Annotated in this window: 19 protein-coding genes; 6 read left to right on the top strand and 13 right to left on the bottom strand. The window is 70.9% G+C overall.

The window, feature by feature from the left end; genetic code table 11:
- Nucleotides 1–191 precede the first annotated feature (191 nt).
- The 5 genes from ASC82_RS12110 to ASC82_RS12090 all read left to right on the top strand — a co-directional run bounded on the left by ASC82_RS12110 (nucleotide 192) and on the right by ASC82_RS12090 (nucleotide 6,324).
- Entirely contained in the window at nucleotides 192–1,541 is a 1,350-nt protein-coding gene (locus ASC82_RS12110; protein WP_056645669.1) for a DUF2252 domain-containing protein, read from the top strand.
- Nucleotides 1,542–1,646: 105 nt separating this feature from the next.
- On the top strand, nucleotides 1,647–2,333 hold the full coding sequence (locus tag ASC82_RS12105) for a hypothetical protein (RefSeq protein WP_056645667.1): 687 nt from the start codon (nucleotides 1,647–1,649) through the stop codon (nucleotides 2,331–2,333).
- Between the two features lie 61 nt (nucleotides 2,334–2,394).
- Nucleotides 2,395–3,210, top strand: a complete 816-nt coding sequence (locus ASC82_RS12100; protein ID WP_056646359.1) for a DsbA family protein — start codon at nucleotides 2,395–2,397, stop codon at nucleotides 3,208–3,210.
- Nucleotides 3,211–3,373: 163 nt separating this feature from the next.
- Nucleotides 3,374–5,023, top strand: coding sequence for an alkaline phosphatase D family protein (locus ASC82_RS12095; protein ID WP_056645664.1), 1,650 nt, complete (start codon nucleotides 3,374–3,376; stop codon nucleotides 5,021–5,023).
- 356 nt (nucleotides 5,024–5,379) lie between these two features.
- Nucleotides 5,380–6,324 carry a zinc metalloprotease gene (locus ASC82_RS12090; protein WP_056645661.1) on the top strand — a complete coding sequence of 315 codons (945 nt, stop codon included), beginning with the start codon at nucleotides 5,380–5,382 and terminating at the stop codon, nucleotides 6,322–6,324.
- 107 nt (nucleotides 6,325–6,431) lie between these two features.
- On the opposite strand, the gene ASC82_RS12085 is transcribed toward ASC82_RS12090, so the two are convergent.
- From ASC82_RS12085 to ASC82_RS12060, 6 genes are all read right to left on the bottom strand, one after another.
- Nucleotides 6,432–7,001: a dienelactone hydrolase family protein gene (locus ASC82_RS12085; protein ID WP_056645658.1), complete on the bottom strand. Its 570-nt coding sequence runs from the start codon at nucleotides 6,999–7,001 to the stop codon at nucleotides 6,432–6,434.
- 38 nt (nucleotides 7,002–7,039) lie between these two features.
- Nucleotides 7,040–8,626 (bottom strand): Na+/H+ antiporter, encoded by a 1,587-nt coding sequence (locus tag ASC82_RS12080; protein ID WP_056645655.1) that lies wholly within the window; start codon nucleotides 8,624–8,626, stop codon nucleotides 7,040–7,042.
- 90 nt (nucleotides 8,627–8,716) lie between these two features.
- Nucleotides 8,717–9,184, bottom strand: coding sequence for a GNAT family N-acetyltransferase (locus tag ASC82_RS12075; RefSeq protein WP_056645652.1), 468 nt, complete (start codon nucleotides 9,182–9,184; stop codon nucleotides 8,717–8,719).
- Nucleotides 9,181–10,122, bottom strand: coding sequence for an RluA family pseudouridine synthase (locus tag ASC82_RS12070; protein ID WP_056645650.1), 942 nt, complete (start codon nucleotides 10,120–10,122; stop codon nucleotides 9,181–9,183). The genes ASC82_RS12075 and ASC82_RS12070 overlap by 4 nt, the downstream gene beginning before the upstream one ends.
- Before the next feature lie 40 nt (nucleotides 10,123–10,162).
- A complete protein-coding gene (lspA, locus tag ASC82_RS12065; RefSeq protein WP_056645648.1) occupies nucleotides 10,163–10,750 on the bottom strand; it encodes a signal peptidase II in 588 nt (195 codons plus the stop codon).
- Nucleotides 10,751–10,830: 80 nt separating this feature from the next.
- Nucleotides 10,831–11,601 carry a TraR/DksA family transcriptional regulator gene (locus ASC82_RS12060; protein WP_056645644.1) on the bottom strand — a complete coding sequence of 257 codons (771 nt, stop codon included), beginning with the start codon at nucleotides 11,599–11,601 and terminating at the stop codon, nucleotides 10,831–10,833.
- Between the two features lie 558 nt (nucleotides 11,602–12,159).
- On the opposite strand from ASC82_RS12060, the gene ileS reads away from it, so the two are divergent.
- Complete coding sequence (gene ileS / locus ASC82_RS12055; protein WP_056645640.1) at nucleotides 12,160–15,303, top strand: isoleucine--tRNA ligase; 3,144 nt, start codon at nucleotides 12,160–12,162, stop codon at nucleotides 15,301–15,303.
- 435 nt (nucleotides 15,304–15,738) lie between these two features.
- On the opposite strand, the gene ASC82_RS12050 is transcribed toward ileS, so the two are convergent.
- The 7 genes from ASC82_RS12050 to ASC82_RS12020 form a co-directional block, all read right to left on the bottom strand.
- On the bottom strand, nucleotides 15,739–16,842 hold the full coding sequence (locus tag ASC82_RS12050) for a DivIVA domain-containing protein (protein ID WP_056645637.1): 1,104 nt from the start codon (nucleotides 16,840–16,842) through the stop codon (nucleotides 15,739–15,741).
- Between the two features lie 55 nt (nucleotides 16,843–16,897).
- Entirely contained in the window at nucleotides 16,898–17,188 is a 291-nt protein-coding gene (locus ASC82_RS12045) for a YggT family protein (RefSeq protein WP_017238790.1), read from the bottom strand.
- A gap of 80 nt (nucleotides 17,189–17,268) precedes the next feature.
- Nucleotides 17,269–17,889, bottom strand: coding sequence for a cell division protein SepF (gene sepF / locus ASC82_RS12040; protein ID WP_024757241.1), 621 nt, complete (start codon nucleotides 17,887–17,889; stop codon nucleotides 17,269–17,271).
- A 140-nt stretch (nucleotides 17,890–18,029) separates the two neighbouring features.
- Nucleotides 18,030–18,749, bottom strand: a complete 720-nt coding sequence (locus ASC82_RS12035) for a YggS family pyridoxal phosphate-dependent enzyme (protein ID WP_056645634.1) — start codon at nucleotides 18,747–18,749, stop codon at nucleotides 18,030–18,032.
- Nucleotides 18,746–19,486 carry a peptidoglycan editing factor PgeF gene (pgeF, locus tag ASC82_RS12030; RefSeq protein WP_056645631.1) on the bottom strand — a complete coding sequence of 247 codons (741 nt, stop codon included), beginning with the start codon at nucleotides 19,484–19,486 and terminating at the stop codon, nucleotides 18,746–18,748. The genes ASC82_RS12035 and pgeF overlap by 4 nt, the downstream gene beginning before the upstream one ends.
- Nucleotides 19,483–20,697 (bottom strand): cell division protein FtsZ, encoded by a 1,215-nt coding sequence (ftsZ, locus tag ASC82_RS12025; RefSeq protein WP_024757244.1) that lies wholly within the window; start codon nucleotides 20,695–20,697, stop codon nucleotides 19,483–19,485. The genes pgeF and ftsZ overlap by 4 nt, the downstream gene beginning before the upstream one ends.
- Nucleotides 20,698–20,978: 281 nt before the next feature.
- The gene (locus ASC82_RS12020) at nucleotides 20,979–21,782 is read right to left on the bottom strand and encodes an FtsQ-type POTRA domain-containing protein (RefSeq protein WP_056645628.1); all 804 of its coding nucleotides are present in this window, start codon (nucleotides 21,780–21,782) and stop codon (nucleotides 20,979–20,981) included.
- Between the last annotated feature and the right edge of the window lie 8 nt (nucleotides 21,783–21,790).

Raw genomic sequence — 21,790 nt, 5'->3', positions numbered from 1 at the left:
GGCGGGAGGCCTCCGGAAAACACAGAGAGACAGGCTGCGGACAGTCTGGGGGGACAGCGTGGAAGTCTACGTCGCGCGACTGACAGACGTCGGGCACTCGGGGCTAGGGTCGCCCGTTGAGAGACACGGAACACCTGTCCCAATTGTCATGAACAGTCTTGCAGCACGTCCCGGTACCAGGAGGCACCTCGATGTCGGTCCCCCAGCCCACCGCCGCCGAGCGCGGTGAGCACATCCTCGCCGTCTTCGACACCGCCTTCGGCGAGCTCCTCGCCGCCGACCCCGCGGCCTTCCGCGTCAAGTTCCGGAAGATGGCCGGCTCCGCCTTCGCCTTCTACCGGGGGACGGCCTGCCTCTTCTACTCGGACCTGGAGAAGGAGACCGCCGGGCGGGAGGGCGGGAGCGTAGGTGTCGGCCCCTACCTGGACGAGCGCACCGGCCGGGTCTGGATCCATGGCGATCTCCACGCCGAGAACTTCGGCACGTACATGGACGCCAACGGCCGGCTGGTCTTCAACGTCAACGACTTCGACGAGGCGTACGTGGGGCCCTTCACCTGGGACCTGAAGCGCCTCGCCGCCTCGCTCGCCCTGATCGGCTACGCCAAGGCGCTCAGCGACGAGCAGATCACCCGGGGGGTCCGGATCTGCGCCGCCGCCTACCGCGAGCGGATCCACGCCCTCGCGACCGGCACCGCCGAGGACGAGGTGCCGCCCTTCACCCTGGAGACCGCCGACGGCGCGCTGCTCGGCGCCCTGCGCGACGCCCGGGCGCAGACCCGCTTCGGGCTGCTCGACTCGATGACGGAGATCCGCGACTTCGAGCGCCGCTTCGCGGCCGGCGGGGGCGCGATCGACCTGGACGCGGCCACCCGGTACAAGGTCCTGGCCGCCTTCGACGGCTATCTGGAGACCCTGCCGGAGTCCAGCCTGGCCCGCCCCGACTCGTACCGGGTCAAGGACGTCGTCGGGCGGCGCGGGATCGGCATCGGCTCGGCCGGCCTCCCCTCGTACAACATCCTCCTGGAGGGTCACAGCGACGCCCTGGAGAACGACGTCGTGATCTACATGAAGCAGGCGCAGACCCCGGCGGTCTCCCGCCACGTCACGGACCCGGCGGTGCGGGAGTACTTCCGGCACGAGGGCCACCGCACGGTGATCTCGCAGCGGGCCCTCCAGGCGCACGCGGACCCGTGGCTGGGCTGGGCGGAGCTCGACGGCGCCGGGCAGCTGGTCGCCGAGGTCTCGCCGTACGCGGTGGACCTGGACTGGTCGGACATCGACGACCTCGACGAGATCGCGGCGACCGTCGCGGACCTGGGGCGGGCGACGGCGACCATGCACGCGGCGGCGGACGAGTCCAGCGGGCAGTCGCTGGTGCCGTTCTCGACGGAGCGGGCCATCGACGCGGCGATCGCCGCCGACGAGGAGGGCTTCGCCGACCTCCTGGTGGACTTCGCCCACACGTACGGGGCCCGCGCGCGGGCCGACCACCAGATCTTCGTGGACCTCTTCCGCAACGGCCGGATCCCCGGGCTGTAGAGGCGGGCTGTCGAGGCGGGCTGAAGAGGCGGGAGGGGCCGGTGGGACGGTTCACAGCCTGCCTTTAGCGACCCCTTACGGCACGGCATGGGACACTCCACGACGATGGACATGGCAGGGACGCAGCTGAGAGCGCTGCGGGCGGCGTTCTTCACGGCACTGGTCGTGACGCTGTCCGTGGCGTCCCACGTGCTGCTCTCCGGCGTGCCGCTGCCGCTGGGGACGGTCGTCCCGGTCGCGGCCGCCGTCTTCGCCGTCGCGTACGCGCTGGCCGGCCGCGAGCGCGGCTTCGGCCCGATCGCCGGGCTCCTCGTCCCGCTGGAGCTGGCGGCCGACACCCTCTTCACCAGCGGTCAGGTGGTCTGTTACGGCGCCGCCGGGGGCCCGGTCGCCGGTTCGCTGCGCGCGGTCGGCGTGGAGGTCTTCTGCGGTGGCGCGGTGGGCGCGCCGCTGCCGGGCGTGGCCGCCCCCGAAAGCGGGACCGCGGCCGCCCTGCTCGACTCCCCCGACCCGGCGCTGCCGTGGCTGCTGCTCCTGGCGCACGTCGGCGTCGGGCTCGCGGCGGCGTTCTGGCTGCGCGGCGGGGAGCGGGCGCTCGCCCGGGTGCTCGGCGCGGTGGCGGCCTGCGCGTTCCGGCCACTGCTGCTCGTGGCGGCCTTCTTCCGCGGCGGCGGTACGGCCCCGCGGGCCGCGCGGCCGGTGGGACGGCCCCGCCCCTCTCGTATCCGTCTTCTCCTCGTGCACTCCGTGGGGCGGCGGGGACCGCCGGTGCCGGGCTTCGCTCTCGTCTGAGCGACGCCGGTACAGCGGTTCCCCCTTGCTCTTCTTTCTCACCTTCACGGAGATCACGATCATGAGTGCACGCAACAGCCAGACCAACAAGGCCGCCGCCCGCGAGCGTCTGCGCGTCGAGCGCGAGCGCCAGGCGAAGAAGGACCGGGCGCGCCGCCAGCTCGTCGTCGGCGTCTCGGCCGTGGCCGTCCTGGCCGCCGCCGGCGGCATCGGCTACGCGGTCGTGCAGTCCAACAAGCCGACCCAGTGGGAGACGGCGGCGAAGGCGACGAACGTGACGGCCCCGAAGAACACCTCGGGCACGAACGGCACGACGGTCGTCATCGGCAAGTCGTCGGCGAAGAAGACCCTGGAGCTGTACGAGGACTCGCGCTGCCCGGTCTGCGCGACCTTCGAGCAGGGCGTGGGCTCCAGGATCGAGAAGGACGTCGAGTCCGGCAAGTACAAGATCAAGTACGTCGGCGCCACCTTCATCGACAACGGCGTCCCGGGCGAGGGCTCGAAGAACGCCCTCTCGGCCCTGGGCGCGGCCCTGAACGTGAGCCCCGAGGCCTTCCTGAAGTACAAGTCGGCGCTGTACTCGACGGAGTTCCACCCGGAGGAGAACCAGGACAAGTTCGCCAAGGACTCGTACCTCCTGGAGGTCGCGGACACGGTCCCGGCCCTGAAGAGCAACGCCGAGTTCAAGAAGAACGTCGAGGACGGCACCTTCGACGCCTGGGCGATGAAGATGTCCGAGGCCTTCGACAAGAGCGGTGTGACGGGTACGCCGACGCTGAAGATGGACGGCAAGCCGGTCACGGCGGCGGGCTCCGACGCCCCGCCGATGACGGCCGATCAGTTCGCGACGGCGATCGACGCGGCCCTCAAGGCCTGACGCCCGCCACCTTCCACGGGCCCTCCGCCCACGGCCTCGTGCCGCCATGTCGCCCGGCCCCGGACCCCTGCGGTCCGGGGCCGGGCGACGTAGGGGCGACAAGTCGACGAATTTCCGGGATTCGCCTGCCCAACGGGCCTACCCGTCAGTAATCTGACTGCCCGTGACCAGTCAGTTCATATCTCCTGCCCCCAGCCGGCGCACGGTCGTCAAGGCCGCCGCCGTCACCGCCGTCGCCGCGCCCGCCCTCCTCGGCGCCGCCTCCCCCGCCCTCGCGGACTCCACGGCACCCGCCTTCCTCCACGGCGTCGCCTCCGGCGACCCGCTGCCCGACGGCGTCCTCCTCTGGACGCGCGTCACCCCTTCCCCCGAGGCCGTGCCCGGATCCGGGCTCGGCCCGGACGTCACGGTCGGCTGGGAGCTCGCCGAGGACCGCGGCTTCACCCGGATCGCCGCCGCCGGTTCGACCACGGCGAGCGCCTCCGCCGACCACACCGTGAAGGCCGACGTACGGGGCCTCCGCCCCGCGACCGCCTACTGGTTCCGCTTCACCGCGGGCGACGCCGTCTCGCCGGCCGCCCGCACCCGGACCGCGCCGGCCGTCGACGCCGCCGCCCCCGGGGTCCGTTTCGGCGTGGTCTCCTGCGCGAACTGGGAGTCCGGCCACTTCTCCGCGTACCGCCACCTCGCCGGCCGCGCCGACCTGGACGCCGTCCTCCATCTCGGCGACTACGTCTACGAGTACGCCAGCGGCGCCTACCCGGAGGCCAAGTACACGGTCCGGCAGCACGAGCCGCGCCACGAGATCGTCTCGCTCGCCGACTACCGCACCCGGCACGGGAAGTACAAGACGGACCCCGACCTCCAGGCGCTGCACGCCGCCCACCCGGTCGTCGCCATCTGGGACGACCACGAGTTCGCCAACGACGCCTGGACGGGCGGGGCCGAGAACCACACCCCCGGCGCCGAGGGCGAGTGGGCGGCCCGCGTGGCCGCCGCCAAGCAGGCGTACTTCGAGTGGATGCCGGTCCGCGCCTCCACCGAGGGCACGGTCTTCCGGCGGCTGCGCTTCGGCAAGCTGGCCGATCTGCACCTGCTCGACCTGCGCAGCTTCCGCTCCGCCCCGGCGAAGACGGGCAGCGGCACGGTCGACGACCCGGAGCGGACGATCACCGGCCGCGCCCAACTGGACTGGCTCAAGGCCGGACTCGCCGGCTCGGACGCGACCTGGCAGCTGGTCGGCACCTCGGTGATGATCTCGCCGATCGCCTTCGGCGCCCTGCCGGCGCACCTCCTGGAGCCGCTGGCCGAGCTGATGGGCCTGCCGAAGGAGGGGCTCGCGGTCAACGTCGACCAGTGGGACGGCTTCACCGACGACCGCAAGGAACTGATCGCGCACCTGACCTCGCGGGCGATCCGGAACACGGTCTTCCTGACCGGTGACATCCACATGGCCTGGGCCAACGACGTGCCGTTGAAGGCCGCGACGTACCCGCTGTCGGCCTCCGCGGCCACGGAGTTCGTCGTCACCTCGGTGACCTCGGACAACCTGGACGACATGCTGCACGTGGCCCCGGGGACCGTCTCGGTCGTCGCCGCCGGCGCCGTGAAGGCCGCCAACCGCCACGTGAAGTGGGTGGACATGGACCACCACGGTTACGGCGTGCTCGACGTGACCTCCGAGCACTCGCAGATGGACTACTACACGGTCTCCGACAAGGCGGATCCGGCCGCGACGACCGCCTGGGCGCGCTCGTACCGGACGAAGAACGGAACCCAGCGTGTCGAGCGGGTGTACCAGCCGGTTCGCTGATGAGGGTCTAACAGCGATTTTCAGCCATGATCTCTTCTGTTAACGGGAGATCACATCGCTACGGCGGGTGGCGAGTTTCGGAGATCGAATCCGGACACACCACCCGCCTCCGTCACCCCAGTCGTTACGTCGAGGTCTCAAACTCCGGAATCGACGCAAGAATTTCTTCCCGATGGACCGAATTGCCCCATGAATGATTGGGCTTGATCACTCCTCAACAGTGTCTGACATGGACGCGTAATCTCCGGGCCGTGGCGAGGAAGTTCCTCTCCCACCCTCCCCCACGAGGAGTCACCGTGCGTGCTCTTGCCCGTATATCGCCCCGTATGTCACGTCGTATTTTCGGTACCGCCGTCATGGCCGGAACTTTGGCCCTGGCTCCCCTCTCCGCCCCCGTCGCCACCGGCGCGGCCACCGCCACGCTGGCCGGTTCCTCCGTCGAGGAGTGCGCGGACGACGCCGGCGTCTCCTCCGCCCGCAAGGCGCGCGGCGCCGACAGCCACGCCGCCGAGCCCAACGAGGTCACGGCCGCCAAGGCGAAGGCCATGGACGACGACCTGAAGAAGAAGCTGGCCTCGGCCGCCGTCCAGGGACGCCTCAGCGCCTCCGCGGACGCCGCCGCCGTGGTCAACATCCCCGTCTACTTCCACGTCGTCCACAGCGGCACGACGGGCAAGCTGTCCGCCACCGCCATCAACAACCAGCTGAACGTCCTGAACGCGGCCTACGCCGGCCAGGGCACCGGCAACGTGAACACCAACTTCCAGTTCACGCTGGCCGGTACCGACTACACGGACAACGCCTCCTGGTACAACCTGGCCTCCGGCTCCACCGCCGAGAAGCAGATGAAGCAGACCCTCCGCAAGGGCGGCGCCGGCGCGCTGAACTTCTACACCGCCAACCTGAGCGGCGGCCTCCTCGGCTGGGCGACCTTCCCGTCCTCGTACGCCTCGAACCCGTCCATGGACGGTGTCGTCGTCCTCGACACCTCCCTCCCGGGCGGCTCCGCGGCCAACTACAACGAGGGCGACACCGCGACCCACGAGGTCGGCCACTGGATGGGCCTCTACCACACTTTCCAGGGCGGCTGCAACGGCGCCGGCGACTCCGTCGCCGACACCCCGGCCGAGAAGTCCCCGGCCTACGAGTGCCCGACCGGCCGTGACTCCTGCGCCTCCAAGGCCGGTGTGGACCCGATCCACAACTTCATGGACTACACGTACGACGCGTGCATGTACCAGTTCACTTCCGGCCAGGTGACCCGGATGAACCAGTTCTGGACCTCGTACCGCGCGAGCTGACGCACCACCGAACGGACCGAGGGCGCGACGGGAGGAGACTCCCGTCGCGCCCTCGGGCGTGATCCCGCCGGCGGTGTTCCACCGACGTGTTCGCTATGGCCTGATTCCTACAGCGTGTCCAGGAAGGACAGCGCCACCGACCAGGTCCGCTCGGCCGCCTCCGCGTCCCAGTCGGGCAGCTCCGGGTCCGTGTAGACGTGCCCCGCGCCCCGGTAGCGGTAGATCTCCACGTCCGCCCCGGCCTTGCGCATCTGGAGGTACCAGGAGGACAGCCAGTCGTCCGTCTCGAAGGGGTCGGGCTCGGCCACGTGCAGCTGTACGGGGAGCTCGTCCACCGACGCCGACTCCGCGAGGTCCGAGGTGCCGTGGAACAGCAGCAGCCCGCGCGCCTTCTCGTCCCTGAGCGCCAAGGTCTGCGCGATCGACGCCCCCAGGGAGAGACCCATGTAGACCAGGCCCCGCTCGGAGTAGGGGGCCGCGGCCAGGACCGCCCGCTTCAGCAGCTCGTCCTTGCCGATCTCGTCCCGGAGCACCACGCCCTCCTCGACGGTGCCGACCGTCCGGCCGTCGTAGAGGTCCGGCGTCCAGACCTTGTGACCGGCGGACCGGAGCCGCTCGGCCGCGGCCTCGACGGAAGGGGTCAACCCGTAGGCCGAGTGGAAGAGCATGATGTCCATGCGTCCCATCCTGCCACCCGACCCGGGTGGCACCGGCCTCAGCGCATGCTGCGCACGTCGAGGTGGCGCAGCACCCGGTCCACCACCTCCGGGTCGGCCCCCGGCTCGCTGCGCGCCGCGAGGACCTCGTGCCGGGCGGCGGACATCAGCTCCCGCTGGATCCGCTGCACCGCCTTGAACCGGTCCGTCCGCGCCGCGAAGGCGGCCCGCCGCTCCTCGTCGACCATGTCCGGGCTGATCCGGGCGCCGATGTCGTACGCGCCCCGCAGCAGCCGCTCCTGGACCTCCTCGGGCAGCTCCTCGACCTCCTCGATCTCCTTGAGCCTGCGCTTGGCCGCCTTCGCCGCCCGGATCGCGAGGTCGCGCTCGAAGACCCGCTCGGCGTCCGCGTCGGCCTCCACGCCGAGCCGCCGGACCAGCCAGGGCAGGGTGAGCCCCTGGAAGACGAGCGTGGCGATGATCACGCAGAAGGCGATGAAGATGATCTCGTCGCGGCCGGGGAAGGGCGAACCGTCCTCCGTACGCAGCGGGATGGCGAGGGCCAGGGCCACCGAGGCCACCCCGCGCATCCCCGACCACCACATGACGATGGTCTCCCGCCAGCTCGTCGGGATCTCCTCGTCGATGTCCCGGCGCGTGTGCATGCGCTTCGCCAGCCAGGTGGCGGGCAGCAGCCACAGCAGCCGGACCCCGACGACCACCGCGACCACGGTGGCGCCCCAGCCGAGCATCTCCCAGCCGCGCCCCTCGGCCACGCCGAAGACGTGCACGAGCTCCAGGCCGATGAGGCCGAAGGCGATGCCGGTGACGAGGGTGTCGACGATCTGCCAGAAGGTCTGCCCGGCGAGCCGGCCCATGACGTCGTCGGCGTCGACGGCGTGCTCGGCGAGGAAGAGCGCGGTGATCAGGACGGAGAGGACGCCGGAGCCGTGCAGCTCCTCGGCGAGGACGTAGCTCACGAAGGGGACGAGGAGGGTCAGCCCGGTCTGGAGCGTGACGTCCCCGAGAAAGCCGATCAGCTTGTTGGAGAGCCAGCCGAGCCCCATGCCGACGACGACGGCGACCACGGCCGAGAGCACGAATTCGCCGACCGCCTCGGGCCAGGAGAAGGAACCGCTGACGACGGCGCTGATGGCCACGTGGTAGAGCACGATCGCGGTGACGTCGTTGAAGAGGCCCTCGCCCTCCAGGATCGAGACCAGGCGGCGGGGCAGGCCGAGCGACCCGGCGACGGCGGTGGCCGCGACCGGGTCGGGCGGGGCGACGAGCGCGCCGAGCGCGAGGGCGGCGGCCAGCGGCAGGCCGGGCACGAGCGCGTCGGCGACGGCGCCGACGGCGGCCGTGGTCACGAAGACGAGGGCGACGGCGAGCAGGAAGATGGGCCGCTTGTTGGCCCAGAACTGCCGCCAGGACGTCCGCTGCACGGAGGCGTACAGCAGGGGCGGCAGGACCAGCGGGAGGATCAGCTCCGGCGGGATGTCGACACTCGGGACGAACGGCAGGAAGGCCAGCGCGATCCCGACGAGGGTCATCAGGACGGGCGCGGGCAGTCCGAGCCGCTCACCGAGGGGGACGGTGAGCAGGGCGCCGAGGAGCAGCAGAAAGAGAAGGGCCAATTGATCCACGGGCCCACCCTGTCACGGACGTCCGGTTTGACCGCGATGCCCCCCGGTGACCGGAGGGCGCGGTATGACCGGCCGTCACCGCCGCAGCGGTCAGAGGGCCCTTCTCATGGACCGGTGCGGGATGCCCGCGTCCGGGAACTCCGGCCCGTACGCCTCGTAGCCGAGCCGCTCGTAGAAGCCCAGCGCGTGCGTCTGCGCGTGCAGGTCGACGGCGGCGAGACCGCGCTCGCGCGCCGCGTCCTCGATGCCGCGCACGAGGGCGGCGCCGACCCCGAGCCCGCGGGCCGCCTTGGCGACCGCGAGCCGGCCGAGCGAGCCCACCGAGGCGTCGCCCCCGGTCCTGCCCAGCGCGTCGGCCCCGTGCAGGAGCCGTCCGGTGCCCAGCGGCAGCCCGTCCTCGCGCACGGCGAGGACGTGCACCGCGGTCGTGTCGTACGTGTCGTACTCGAGCTCCTGCGGGACGCCCTGCTCCTCGACGAAGACCTCGCGGCGGACCGCGAAGCAGGCCTCCCGGTCCTCGGGGCCGACGGCCTCGCGGACGGTGTACGCGGTGGTCACTGGCTCTCCGAAGCGATCCGGTCCAGGGCCTTCTGGAGGTCCTCGGGGTAGGTGCTGGAGAACTCGACCCACGAGCCGTCGCCCGGGTGCTCGAAGCCGAGGCGGACGGCGTGCAGCCACTGCCGCGTCAGGCCGAGGCGCTTGGCGAGCGTCGGGTCGGCGCCGTAGGTGAGGTCGCCGACGCAGGGGTGGCGGTGGGCGGACATGTGCACCCGGATCTGGTGGGTGCGGCCCGTCTCCAGCTTGATGTCGAGCAGCGAGGCCGACCGGTACGCCTCGATGAGGTCGTAGTGCGTGACGGAGGGCTTGCCCTCGGCGGTGATCGCCCACTTGTAGTCGTGGTTCGGGTGCCGGCCGATCGGGGCGTCGATGGTGCCGCTCATCGGGTCCGGGTGGCCCTGGACCAGCGCGTTGTAGCGCTTGTCGACCACGCGCTCCTTGAACTGGCGCTTGAGCGAGGTGTACGCGTACTCGGACTTGGCGACCACCATCAGACCGGAGGTACCGACGTCGAGGCGGTGCACGATGCCCTGGCGCTCGGCGGCGCCGGAGGTGGAGATGCGGTACCCGGCGGCGGCGAGGCCGCCGATGACCGTGGTGCCGGTCCAGCCGGGGCTGGGGTGCGCGGCCACACCGACCGGCTTCATGATCACGACGATGTCGTCGTCGTCATGGATGATCTCCATGCCCTCGACGGGCTCGGCGACGATCTGCACGGGCGCGGGGGCGCCCGGCATCTCGACCTCGAGCCACGCGCCGCCGCTCACCCGCTCGGACTTGCCGACGACGGAGCCGTCGACCTGGACCTTCCCTGCGGCGGCCAGCTCGGCCGCCTTCGTACGGGAGAACCCGAACATACGGGCGATGGCGGCGTCGACGCGCTCGCCCTCCAGGCCATCGGGAACGGGCAGCGTGCGGATCTCGGGACTCGTACTCACCCGTCGAGTATGCCTTGCGCCGGAGGTACTCCGTACTGGCTCAGTCCTTGTGGACGGTGCCGTCGGGGTCGATGCCCCGGAACGACAGGAACACGATGAGGATGCCGCCGCAGACGATCGCCGAGTCGGCGAGGTTGAAGACGGCGAAGTGCGCGGGGGCGATGAAGTCCACGACCGCGCCCTCGAACACGCCGGGCGAGCGGAAGATCCGGTCCGTGAGGTTGCCCAGCGCACCGCCCAGCAGCAGACCGAGGGCGATGGCCCAGGGCAGGCTGTAGAGCTTCCGCGCCAGCCGGAAGATCACGACGATCACGGCGGCCGCGATGCAGGTGAAGACGATCGTGAAGGCCTCGCCCATGCCGAAGGCGGCGCCCGGGTTCCGGATGGCGTCGAGGCGCAGCAGATCGCCGATCAGCGGGATCGCCTCGCGGCCCTCCAGCTTGGCGACCACGAGCATCTTGCTGCCCAGGTCGAGCAGGTAGGCCAGCACGGCCACCACGAGCAGCGCGACGATCCTGCGCCTGCCCTTGGGCCGCTCCTCGGGAGCGGCCGTGCCGTCGTCGGACGCGGCCGGCTCCCCGGCCCCTGCTGAATCCGGCGTACCGATGATGCGCTCCGCCTCTGCCACGTGAGTGAGTCCCTCGACCTCGATGCCTGACCGTGCCCCGAGGGTACGGCACAGGCGTACGAGACCGGCAGCCGAGATCGTCAGCCGCGCCGCTCCTGCCGCTGCTTGTCCTCGACGCAGAGCGTGGCCCGGGGGAAGGCCTGCATCCGCGCCTTGCCGATCGGCTTCCCGCACACCTCACAGAGGCCGTACGTGCCCGCGTCGAGCCGTTCCAGGGCGTGCTCGGTCTGTTCCAGCATCTCCCGGGCGTTGGCCGCGAGCGCGAGCTCGTGCTCGCGGGTGATGTTCTTGGTGCCGGTGTCGGCCTGGTCGTCGCCCGCACCGTCGCCGGAGTCCCGCATGAGGCCGGTGAGCTCCTCCTGCGAGTGGACGAGCTCGCTGCGCAGCCGCAGGACCTCCGCCTGGAGCGAGCTGCGGGCCTCGTCGACCTCCTCCGGCGTCCAGGGGTCCTCGCCGGGGCGCACCGCGAGCTCGCCGGTACGGGCCGGGGGCACCGCGGCATCGTCCTCGACTGTCGTCACGCCACCCGCGGTCTTCTTCGCTGCCACCGTCCTGGCTCCTGTCTGCTTCTTCGCGTTCTTCGCGACGGTCGCCTTCTTGGCGGCCGTCTTCTTCGCCGCGGCCTTCTTGGCGACCGCCTTCTTGCCGACCGCCTTCTTGTCGACGCTGTCGACCTTGTCGACCGACGTCACCGCCGCCTTCTTCGTGACCGCGGCCTTCTTCGCGACCGTCGACTTCTTCCCGGCCACGTCCTTGGCGTCCACGGCCACCGCACCGGCCGCCTCACCGGTCGGGACGGCGGCCGGAACGGCGGTCGAGGACTTCTTCGCGGCGGTCTTCTTCGCCACCATGTCGCGGCCCCTTCACATTTTGTGATCTTGCTCGCGAATCGTGCTGGGACGATAAATCGGCCCAAGGCCCGCGGCAACGGGGCACGCCGCCGTTCCCACCCGCCCCCGCTCCCCACGGGGCGGGCCTGCCTCCGTTGTGCCCAGCTCCCCGCCCGGTTATCCGCGCCACTCCTCCCCCACATGGCCGCAACGGAACTCCGACCCCCTTCGTATGGCCATTCGGGTGGCCGTCGGGGGCGCGGGAAAACGGGTCGGCCACCCCCGGCTCCGCCCCGTACACTGGGCGGAGCGAAAGGCTTGGATGGGGACGAGTAGCGTCGTACGCAGCCATGAGCGACCCGGGGACGGTGAGAGCCCGGGGGCCCGCCCGATGTGAAGCATCACCCCGGAGCCGTCGGAAGAAAGCCGCACGAGAGTGCGGCGACTAGACCCGGCGTCGCGACCCCAATGAGGGGGCTCAGGGCGCGTGCGCGCGCCCGGGGCCAAGGAGGGTGGTACCGCGGGAGCAGTGCTCTCGTCCCTCCGACGGAATGACGACAGTCCGCCGGAGGAATCTCGATGACACCGCCGCAGTACCGCCAGGTGCCCGCCCAGGTCGACCTGCCCGCGCTGGAGCACGACGTGCTCGACTTCTGGCGCGACAGCAAGGTCTTCGCGAAGACCCTTGAGCAGTCCGAAGGACGCCCCGAGTGGGTGTTCTACGAGGGCCCGCCGACCGCGAACGGCATGCCGGGCGCGCACCACATCGAGGCCCGCGTCTTCAAGGACGTCTTCCCCCGCTTCCGGACCATGCGCGGCTACCACGTGGCCCGCAAGGCCGGCTGGGACTGCCACGGCCTCCCGGTCGAGCTCGCCGTCGAGAAGGAGCTCGGCTTCTCCGGCAAGAAGGACATCGAGGCGTACGGCATCGCCGAGTTCAACGCCAAGTGCCGCGATTCCGTGACCCGGCACACCGACGCCTTCGCCGAGCTCACGACCCGCATGGGCTACTGGGTCGACCTGGACGACGCGTACCGGACCATGGACCCCTCGTACATCGAGTCGGTCTGGTGGTCGCTGAAGCAGATCTTCGACAAGGACCTGCTGGTCCAGGACCACCGCGTCGCCCCCTGGTGCCCGCGCTGCGGCACCGGCCTCTCGGACCACGAGCTGGCGCAGGGCTACGAGACGGTCGTCGACCCGTCCGTCTACGTCCGCTTCCCGCTGACCTCCGGCCCGCTGGCCGGCAAGGCGGCGCTCCTCGTCTGGACGACGACCCCGTGGACCCTGGTGTCCAACACGGCGGTCGCCGCGCACCCCGAGGTCACCTACGTGGTGGCGACCGACGGCGACGAGCGGGTCGTCGTCGCCGAGCCGCTGCTCGACAAGGCGCTCGGCGAGGGCTGGGTGACCACGGGCGAGTCCTTCACGGGCGCCGAGATGGAGCGCTGGACGTACCAGCGCCCCTTCGAGCTGGTGGAGTTCCCGGACGAGGCCCACTACGTCGTCAACGCGGAGTACGTGACGACCGAGGACGGTACGGGCCTGGTCCACCAGTCCCCCGCCTTCGGTGAGGACGACCTCAAGGTCTGCAAGGCCTACGGCCTGCCGGTCGTGAACCCGGTCCGCCCCGACGGCACCTTCGAGGAGGACGTCCCGCTGGTCGGCGGCGTCTTCTTCAAGAAGGCCGACGAGGCGCTCACCGCGGACCTGGACGCGCGCGGCCTGCTCTTCCGCCACATCCCGTACGAGCACAGCTACCCGCACTGCTGGCGCTGCCACACGGCCCTGCTCTACTACGCGCAGCCGTCCTGGTACATCCGCACGACCGCGGTCAAGGACCGCATGCTCGCGGAGAACGAGAAGACGAACTGGTTCCCGGACTCGGTCAAGCACGGCCGCTTCGGCGACTGGCTGACCAACAACGTCGACTGGGCGCTCTCCCGCAACCGGTACTGGGGCACCCCGCTGCCGATCTGGCGCTGCGAGGACGACCACCTCACCTGCGTCGGCTCCCGCGCCGAGCTCACCGAGCTGACGGGCACCGACCAGTCGGACCTGGACCCGCACCGCCCGTACATCGACGCGGTCACGTTCTCCTGCCCGACCGGGGGCTGCGGGAAGACGGCGACCCGCGTGCCGGAGGTCATCGACGCCTGGTACGACTCGGGCTCGATGCCGTTCGCGCAGTACGGCTACCCGTACGAGAACAAGGAACTCTTCGAGTCCCGCTACCCGGCGCAGTTCATCTCCGAGGCCATCGACCAGACGCGTGGCTGGTTCTACACGCTGATGGCCGTCGGCACCCTGGTCTTCGACAAGTCGTCCTACGAGAACGTGGTCTGCCTGGGCCACATCCTCGCCGAGGACGGCCGGAAGATGTCCAAGCACCTGGGGAACATCCTCCAGCCGATCCCGCTGATGGACCAGCACGGCGCCGACGCGGTCCGCTGGTTCATGGCGGCCGGCGGCTCGCCGTGGGCGGCGCGGCGCGTGGGCCACGGCACGATCCAGGAGGTCGTCCGCAAGACCCTCCTGACCTACTGGAACACGGTCGCCTTCCAGGCGCTGTACGCGCGGACGTCCGGCTGGGCGCCGAGCGCGGCGGACCCGGCCCCGGCCGACCGCACGGTCCTGGACCGGTGGCTCCTCTCCGAGCTGAACACGCTCGTCGCCGAGGTCACCGAGGCGATGGAGTCGTACGACACCCAGCGCACCGGCAAGCTGATCTCGTCCTTCGTCGACGACCTCTCCAACTGGTACGTGCGCCGCTCGCGCCGCCGCTTCTGGCAGGGCGACGCGTCCGCGCTCCGCACGCTGCACGACGTGATCGAGACGGTCACGCGCCTGATGGCCCCGCTGACCCCGTTCATCACGGAGCGGGTCTGGCAGGACCTGGTGGTCGCGGTCAGCCCGGACGCCCCGGAGTCGGTCCACCTCGCCACCTGGCCGGAGGCGGACGCGTCGCTGATCGACGCGACGCTCTCCGAGCAGATGCTGCTGGTCCGCCGTCTGGTCGAGCTGGGCCGGGCGACGCGCGCCGAGTCGGGCGTGAAGACGCGCCAGCCGCTCTCGCGCGCTCTGGTGGCGGCGACGGGCTTCTCCGCCCTCTCCCCCGCCCTCCAGGCCCAGATCACGGAGGAGCTGAACGTCTCCTCCCTGGCCTCCCTCTCGGAGGTCGGCGGCTCGCTCGTCGACACAACGGCCAAGGCGAACTTCCGCGCCCTCGGCAAGCGCTTCGGCAAGGGCGTCCAGGACGTCGCGAAGGCGGTGGCCGCGGCTGACGCGGCGGCCCTCTCGCTGGCCCTCCGCTCCGGCGAGGCGAAGCTCACGGTGAACGGCGAGGAGATCACGGTCACCCCGGAGGAGGTCATCATCACGGAGACCCCCCGGGAAGGCTGGTCGGTCGCCTCCGACTCCGGCGCCACGGTCGCCCTGGACCTGGAGATCACCCCCGAGCTCCGCAAGGCCGGCCTGGCCCGCGACGCGATCCGCCTGATCCAGGAGGCCCGCAAGAACAGCGGCCTGGACGTCGCGGACCGGATCGCCCTGCGCTGGACGTCCACCTCCCCGGAGACGACGGAAGCCCTCACGGCCCACGCCGCCCTCATCGCCGACGAGGTCCTCGCCACGGACCACGCCGAAGGCGAAGCGGACACCACCTACGGCACGCCGTTCGAGGACGACTCCCTCGCCCTGACGTTCCGCCTCCGCAAGGCGTAAGCCCCGGAAAAAGGCCCGGCACCCCGAAGGGGGTGCCGGGCCTTTGCGTTCCCCCGCCGCGCCGGGGGGCAGTGCGAAGCCGTCTCGTACTGGGGGTACGGCGCGAAGCCGCCGCGTACCCGGTGGGTGGCGCGAAGCTGCCGCTTCAGAGGTGGGGCCTCGCCCCCCGTGCCCCCCGGGGTCCGGGGCGGAGCCCCGGTTTCGGGAAGGGGCGGGGTGGGGGAAGGCCCGCCGCAGGCGCCCCCGCACGCCCCGCCGCCCCCGCACACCCCGCCGCCCCCGCGCCCCGCAACCCCCGCAGCACCCTCCCCCCGCCCCGTACGACCCCGCCCGCCCCGTACCCGGGTACGGCGAAGGGCCGGGTCCTGGTGTTACCCAGGGCCCGGCCCTTGCAGCCTGCCGACGGCTACGCGCTCATCGCGCGACCGCCCGCCGTCAGTTGTCGTCCTCGTCGATCAGGAAGCCCCGCATCGGCGCCGGCGCCTGCTGCATCGGCTGGGGAGCCTGCGGCCGGACCGGAGCCATCGGCTGCGTCATCGCCGGGGACATCTGCTGCTGACCGCCGTAGGACGGGGCGCCACCCATGGACGGCGCACCACCCATCGCGCCGTTGCCACCGTAGGACGGGGCGCTCGCGCCGGCCGAGGCCATCGAGGGCGCCGGCGGCAGCGAGGCCGTCGCCGGGGTCCGCGGCGGAGCCAGCGAGTCGTCGGCCTGGGTCTCCAGCTGACGCAGCTGCGACTCCAGGTACGACTTCAGGCGCGTGCGGTACTCGCGCTCGAAGCCGCGCAGGTCCTCGACCTTGCGCTCCAGCGTGGCGCGGGCGGACTCCAGGGAGCCCATCGCGACGCGGTGCTTCTCCTGGGCGTCCCGCTCAAGAGCGTCCGCCTTGGCGCGGGCGTCCCGCTCCAGGCCCTCGGCGCGGGAGCGCGCCTCGCCGACGATCTTGTTGGCCTCGGAGCGAGCCTCGGCGATCGCCTGGTCGGCGGTCTGCTGGGCCAGCGAGAGGACACGCGCGGCACTGTCGCCGCCGGGAGCCTGCGGGGGCTGCTGCTGCATCTGCTGCTGCTGCGGGTGGCCCATGGGGCCGCCCTGCATCGGGCCGGGACCCATCGGTCCACCCTGCATGGGGCCACCCTGCATCGGGCCGGGACCCATGGGCCCACCCTGCATGGGGCCGCCCTGCATGGGGCCGGCGGGAAGCTGGGGGGCACCGGAAGGCAGCTGCGGCGGGCCCATCTGCGGCGGCTGCTGCTGGACCGGCGGTCCGGATATGGCCGCGGGCACGGGCGCGCCGGGACCGACGGGACGATCCTGCGGCTCCGGGGGCTTCCGCATGCCCTGCTGCTGCTGGTTCTGCGCGGCGGCACGCGTCGCGGCGGCCAGCTTGGCGCGCAGGTCCTCGTTCTCCCGGAGCAGGCGGGTCAGCTCGGCCTCGACCTCGTCGAGGAAGGCATCGACCTCGTCCTCGTCATAGCCTTCTCGAAGGCGGACGGTCGTGAACTGCTTGTTCCGCACGTCCTCGGGGGTCAACGGCATCTCTTCTTCACCTCTACGTAGTCGTCGGCAGTCGGCAAGACCGTATCGTCCACACTCACCTCGCGAAGCTGCTCACGATGGAGATCAGGATGTAGACGATGATCATCAGAACGAAGAAGGACAGGTCGAGTGCCACGCCCCCGAGACGCAGCGGCGGGATGAGTCGCCGCAGAAGCTTGAGCGGTGGATCGGTGACAGTGTAGGTGGCCTCCAGAACGACCACCATCGCCTTACCGGGTTGCCATGAACGTGCGAACTGGAAGACGTAGTCCATGACCAGCCGGACGATCAGGAGGACGAGGAAGCACATCAGCACGATGTAGACCACCTGTAGTGCGACGCCCATCCCGCGTTTCCCTCTCCCCTGGCTTACGTGCTCTCACTTGCCCGGCCGCTTCGCGACCGGTCCGTCCGGTTCCGTTGTTCTCAGCTCTGGTTGAAGAATCCGCCCTCTGCGATCCGGGCCTTGTCCTCCGCCGTGACATCGACGTTAGCAGGCGACAACAGGAACACCTTCTGCGTCACGCGCTCAATGCTGCCATGGAGCCCGAAGACGAGTCCGGCGGCAAAGTCGACAAGTCGCTTCGCATCCGTGTCGTCCATCTCCGTGAGATTCATGATCACCGGGGTGCCCTCACGGAAGTGTTCCCCGATGGTACGGGCCTCGTTGTAGGTCCGGGGGTGCAGCGTGGTGATGCGGTAGGGCTCCCGCTCGGACACGACCTTGGGCATGATCACCGGTGCGTTCTTCTCCAGGCTCGGGCGTTCGGGTGTGATGGATGCCACGGGGGCAATTCGGGCCGGACGTCCGCTTTCGGCGAGTACCGGGACAGAATGAGCGATCGGTTCCCGGGGCGCCGGGGGCTGCACCACGCGCACCGGTTCCTCGCGCTCGACCTGTCGCGGAGGGGTGTGGCGCCGCTCGCGCTCGGGCTCCGGCTCCAGCTCGGGTTCGAAGTCGTCGTCGGGGTCGAAGCCCCGGCCGTCGTACCCATCGTCCTCCACGAGGCCGAGGTAGACCGCCATCTTGCGCATCGCGCCGGCCATTCTCTGAGTCCTCCGCTCTGTGGTGGATCGCCATACCTGGCCGATGTCGCAGCGTCACCGAGTGCCCGCGATCCACGGGCCACCCCGCTGTTCTGCGGAATGACCATATTTTCTGCTGTGGTCCGACTTGCTTCGCGACGTTACCCGAGCTTCGGGCGGACACCGAGTACCGCCGTACCGACGCGTACGTGTGTCGCCCCGGCAGCAACGGCCTCTTCGAGGTCCGCACTCATCCCTGCTGACACCATGTTCGCAGCCGGACGGGCCCCGCGCAGGGCAGTCGACAAATCCATCAACCGGTCGAAGGCGGCGCGCTGTCTGCCCGCGTACGGACCGGAGAGCGGCGCCACGGTCATGAGTCCGTCGAGCCGCAGCCCGGGAGCGGCGTCCACCGCGGCCGCCAACTCCTCGACCCCCTCGGGCGAGACGCCGCCGCGGGCACCGCGCTCCCCGGACTCCGCGTCGAGCGCGACCTGGAGCAGGCAGCCGAGTTCGCGGCCCTCCTTCTCCGCGGCCGCGGAGAGAGAGGAAACGAGCTTCAACCGGTCGACGGATTGCACCACATCGGCATAACCCACCACGGATCGGACCTTGTTGGTCTGCAACTGGCCCACGAAGTGCCAGGTCAGATCAAGGTCCGCGCACGCGGCGGCCTTGGGGGCGGCGTCCTGGTCCCGGTTCTCGGCGACGTGCCGCACGCCCAGTTCGTGCAGCATGCGCACATCGCTCGCGGGGTAGGTCTTGGTGACCACGATGAGCGTCACCTCCTCCCGCGCGCGCCCGGCGGCGGTGCAGGCGGCGGCGATGCGCTCCTCCACCCGGGCGAGATTCTCGGCGAGTTGCGACTTCCGGTCCGTCATGTCTCTTCCTGGGTCAACCAGACATATCCCGCGAGTCGCCCGGTGGTGCGGTCGCGGCGGTACGAGTAGTGGTCACCGGATTCCCGGGTGCAGACCTCACTGGCCTGCCGGTCCGTGACGCCGAGCCGTTCGAGCTGGGCGTGCACCCCGGCGGTGACGTCGACGGCGGGGGTCCCCCAGCTCGTCTCGGCCCAGGCGGCGGGCTCGGTTCTCGCGACCTCGGCGCGCATCGCCTCCGGCACCTCGTAGCACCGCCCGCAGACGGCGGGGCCGGTGCGGGCGACGATCCGGGCGGGGTCGGCGCCGAGAGCGATCATGGCCTCGACGGCTGCGGGGACGATCCCGGCGACCATTCCGGGCCGCCCGGCGTGGGCGGCGGAGACGACCCCGGCGACGGGATCGGCGAGCAGGACCGGGACGCAGTCCGCGGTGAGGACGGCGAGGGCGAGGCCGCGGGCCGCGGTCACCAGACCGTCGACGGCCGGTACGGCCTCGGTGGTCCACGCTCCCTCGACCTCGGCCACGTCCGCGCCGTGCACCTGGTTCATCCAGACGACGCGGGCCGGGTCGAGCCCGAGGGCTCCGGCGGCCAGCGCCCGGTTGGTCCGGACGGCCTCGGGGTCGTCGCCGACCGCGCCGCCGAGGTTGAGCTCCTCGTACGGAACGGCGCTCACCCCGCCCCACCTGTCGGTGAAGGCGAAGTGCGCGCCGTTCGCGTCGAAGGACTGCCCTATCACTTCAGGAAGTCCGGGACGTCCAGCTCTTCGGCCTGGGAGTCCGCGTACGGACGGGCCGGCGGGACGACCGGCGGGGCCGGCGTCAGCGGGGTCTCGTTGACGGCCGGGGCGGGCTCGACCGGGACGGAGACCGGCTCCTCGCGGGGGGCCACCGTGCCGAGTCCGCCCATCGGGCGGGACGGCTCGCTGATGCGAGGGGCCGGAGCCGGCTCCTCGCGCTTGGCCGAGACCGAGCCGATGATGTTGTCCCGGCGGGCCGGGGGCTGGCCGCCGTCGAAGCCGGCCGCGATGACGGTCACCCGGACCTCGTCACCGAGGGCGTCGTCGATGACGGCACCGAAGATGATGTTGGCCTCGGGGTGGGCCGCCTCGCTGACCAGCTGCGCGGCCTCGTTGATCTCGAAGAGACCGAGGTCGCTGCCGCCGGAGATGGAGAGCAGCACCCCGCGGGCGCCGTCGATGGAGGCCTCCAGGAGCGGCGAGGAGATCGCCATCTCCGCGGCGGCCACCGCGCGGTCGTCGCCACGGGCGGAGCCGATGCCCATGAGGGCGGATCCGGCCTCGGACATGACCGACTTGACGTCGGCGAAGTCGAGGTTGATCAGACCCGGGGTGGTGATGAGGTCGGTGATGCCCTGGACGCCGCTCAGCAGCACCTGGTCGGCCGACTTGAACGCGTCGAGCACGGAGACCTGACGGTCCGAGATCGAGAGCAGTCGGTCGTTCGGGATGACGATGAGGGTGTCGACCTCTTCGCGGAGCTCGGCGATGCCGTCCTCCGCCTGGTTGGCGCGGCGCCGGCCCTCGAAGGTGAAGGGTCGGGTGACCACACCGATCGTCAGGGCGCCGAGCGAGCGCGCGATGTTGGCGACGACGGGTGCGCCGCCGGTGCCGGTGCCGCCGCCTTCGCCGGCGGTGACGAAGACCATGTCGGCCCCCTTGAGGACCTCCTCGATCTCCTCACGGTGGTCCTCTGCCGCCTTGCGACCGACGGCCGGGTTGGCCCCGGCGCCCAAGCCGCGGGTGAGTTCACGACCGACGTCGAGCTTGACGTCGGCGTCGCTCATCAACAGCGCTTGCGCGTCGGTGTTGATCGCGATGAACTCGACGCCCTTGAGGCCGACCTCGATCATTCGGTTGATGGCATTGACACCACCGCCGCCGACACCGATGACCTTGATGACTGCGAGGTAGTTCTGCGGTGCTGCCACGTCGAAGGCCTCTCGCCTCGAGTTACGTGTCGCCGCTACGCGGTGGTTGGTCGCGCTGCGACGACGGATGCCGATTGGGGCGGTCCGGAACGCCGACCCAAACCCTAACGTTGAAGTTTAGGGTTACCAGTGTCTCTGTTCGCTGGACTCTTCCGAACAGGACACTAAGTCGACAAGCGGCGCACGTTCAACGAACACGCCGAACCTCCCGTTTTTCTTTTCACCCTATGTGATCACCCGGAGCGCTGGCCAACCAGGGTGCTGGCCAGCGCCGATGTCCGTCAACTCCCGGACGACGCGGGCGCCGTGGGGGCACTTACATCGAAGTGCCCCGCTTTGGGCGACGCCTTCATCAGAGCGGTCAGCACCCGGGATTTCACCGGGCCGTGTTCCGCGCTTCCCCAGAAGACGGTGCGCCCCTTGGTCAGTTCCAGAGTGACGGAGTCGTACGAGGTGACGCGGACGACACGAGTGTTCCGGGCGATTTCCTCCGGGAGTTCACCCCGGACGCGGACCGCCTCGCCCAGCAGCCGGTCCGCGTCGAAGCGGCGCAGGCTGGGCGAGGAGGCGACGTCGAGGACGAGCCGGGGGATGCCACGGGGGGCGGTGTCGACGGTGGCGAACCGGACGCCGGTCGCGTCCACTTCGATGAACTTCGTGCCCTTTTCCAGCAGGAGTACGGGCTTCCGTTCCGTCACTTTCAGACCGATTCCGTGCGGCCAGGACCGTACGACGTCGACGGATTCGATGCGCGGGAGCTCCTTCCGGAGCCGCGCCTCGATCGCCTCGGTGTCGACGGAGACGAGCGGCGCCCCCGTCGGGACGGCGGCGACCCTCTCGACCTCACGGGGGGTCAGAACCCCCGTACCGGAAGTCTTCACACGTTCCACACGGAACCAGGACGATCCGTAGAGCGCCCAGATCACGCCGGCCGTGAGGGCGACGACGCCGAGCGCGACGAGGAGCACGCGGGGCGCGGGCACCCGGAATCGCTGATTCCGGGCGCCCGTGCGGGACGGCCGCTCCGACGACCCCTTCGGCTTCTTCGCGCCGCTCTTCTCGGCGGTCGTCGATCCGGCTGCCACGCTTCCGC

Origin of the sequence: Streptomyces sp. Root431 (assembly GCF_001426585.1) — a bacterium.
Classification (GTDB): domain Bacteria; phylum Actinomycetota; class Actinomycetes; order Streptomycetales; family Streptomycetaceae; genus Streptomyces; species Streptomyces stackebrandtii.
The sequence above is the reverse complement of the archived record's forward strand: the minus strand, read 5'-3'. Positions and strand labels throughout refer to the sequence as shown.